This window comes from Streptomyces sp. 8K308, from assembly GCF_004348315.1.
Classification (GTDB): Bacteria; Actinomycetota; Actinomycetes; order Streptomycetales; family Streptomycetaceae; genus Streptomyces.
The window spans coordinates 1-1,286 of the sequence record NZ_SMKC01000632.1 but is presented as its reverse complement, the minus strand read 5'-3'; the positions used below and the strand labels follow the sequence as shown (position 1 = coordinate 1,286).

Below are 1,286 nucleotides of genomic sequence, written 5' to 3'. Positions count from 1 at the left end.
CCTCGCGCTTTCACAGGGTGGGTGTCCGAGGCTTGGTCAAATAAGCGGAGAGTGCTCCTGACCTGCAACGATGGGACTTGTCGAGGGTCCTGTTGGTTGCACGGAAAGAAGCACTCTCCAGGTGAGGAAGCGTATCGGGTCGTACCCGCGTGTCCGCGTCGAGGGCGGCGGCCGGGCGGTGGTCTCGCAGGCCGGGGGCGTGCTGCTGGTTGAGACTGTCCGCAAGGCGGGCTTGGACACCGCGATATCAGCGGCGCTGACGCCGTGGCGGAAGGCTCGGGCGGTGCACGACCCGGGCAAGGTCCTGCTGGACCTCGCCCTGGCGGTCGCGTTGGGCGGGGACTGCCTCGCCGACGTCGCGATGCTGCGGTGCGAGCCGGCCGTCTTCGGCCCGGTCGCCTCCGACCCGACCGTCTCCCGCCTGATCGACACCCTCGCCGCCTCCGGTGAGAAAGCTCTGCGGGCCCTCCGGTCCGCACGCTCCGAAGTCCGGCAGCGTGTCTGGTCGTTGGCCGGCAGACACGCCCCGGACGTCGACGGACAGGTCACGGTCGACCTCGACGGCGTCCTGGTGATCGCGCACTCCGACAAACAGGACGCGGCCGCGACCTGGAAGAAGACCTATGGCCATCACCCTCTGGCGGCCTTCGTCGACCACGGCCCGGGCGGAACCGGAGAGCCGGTCGCCGCCCTGCTCAGACCGGGGAACGCTGGCTCCAACACGGCCGCCGACCACATCACCACCGCCCGCCTGGCCCTGGCCCAACTGCCGAAGAAGTACCGGCGAGGACGGCAGACGCTGATCCGCACGGACTCCGCCGGCGGCACCCACGACTTCGTGTCCTGGCTCGCGAAGCGAGGACGCTGGCTGTCCTACTCGGTCGGCATGGTGATCACCGAGACCATCCACAGCCACGTCCTCAAGATCCCGTCACCGGCCTGGACCCCGGCCATCGAAACGGACGGCGAAGTCCGCGACGGCGCCTGGGTCGCCGAACTCACCGGCGACCTGCTCACGGGCTGGCCGACGGGCATGCGTCTGATCGTCCGAAAGGAACGGCCTCATCCTGGAGCTCAGTTGAGAATCACGGACGCGGACGGCATGCGGATCACCTGCTTCGCCACCAACACCCCCGACCGGCCGATCGCCGAGCTCGAACTCCGCCACCGGCTGCGGGCCCGGGCCGAGGACCGGAACCGGGCCGCCCGCGCGACCGAACTGCGCAACCTGCCCCTGCACCACACCACCCAGAACAAGGTCTGGCTCGAGATCGTCCAGATCGCCC

The 1,286-nt window shown here is 69.5% G+C and carries 1 protein-coding gene; it reads left to right on the top strand.

Going from position 1 to position 1,286, the window contains the following annotated elements:
- Positions 1-121 precede the first annotated feature (121 nt).
- Positions 122-1,286: IS1380 family transposase (locus E1265_RS36300; protein ID WP_132935186.1), on the top strand; the 1,165-nt coding region annotated here is incomplete at its 3' end.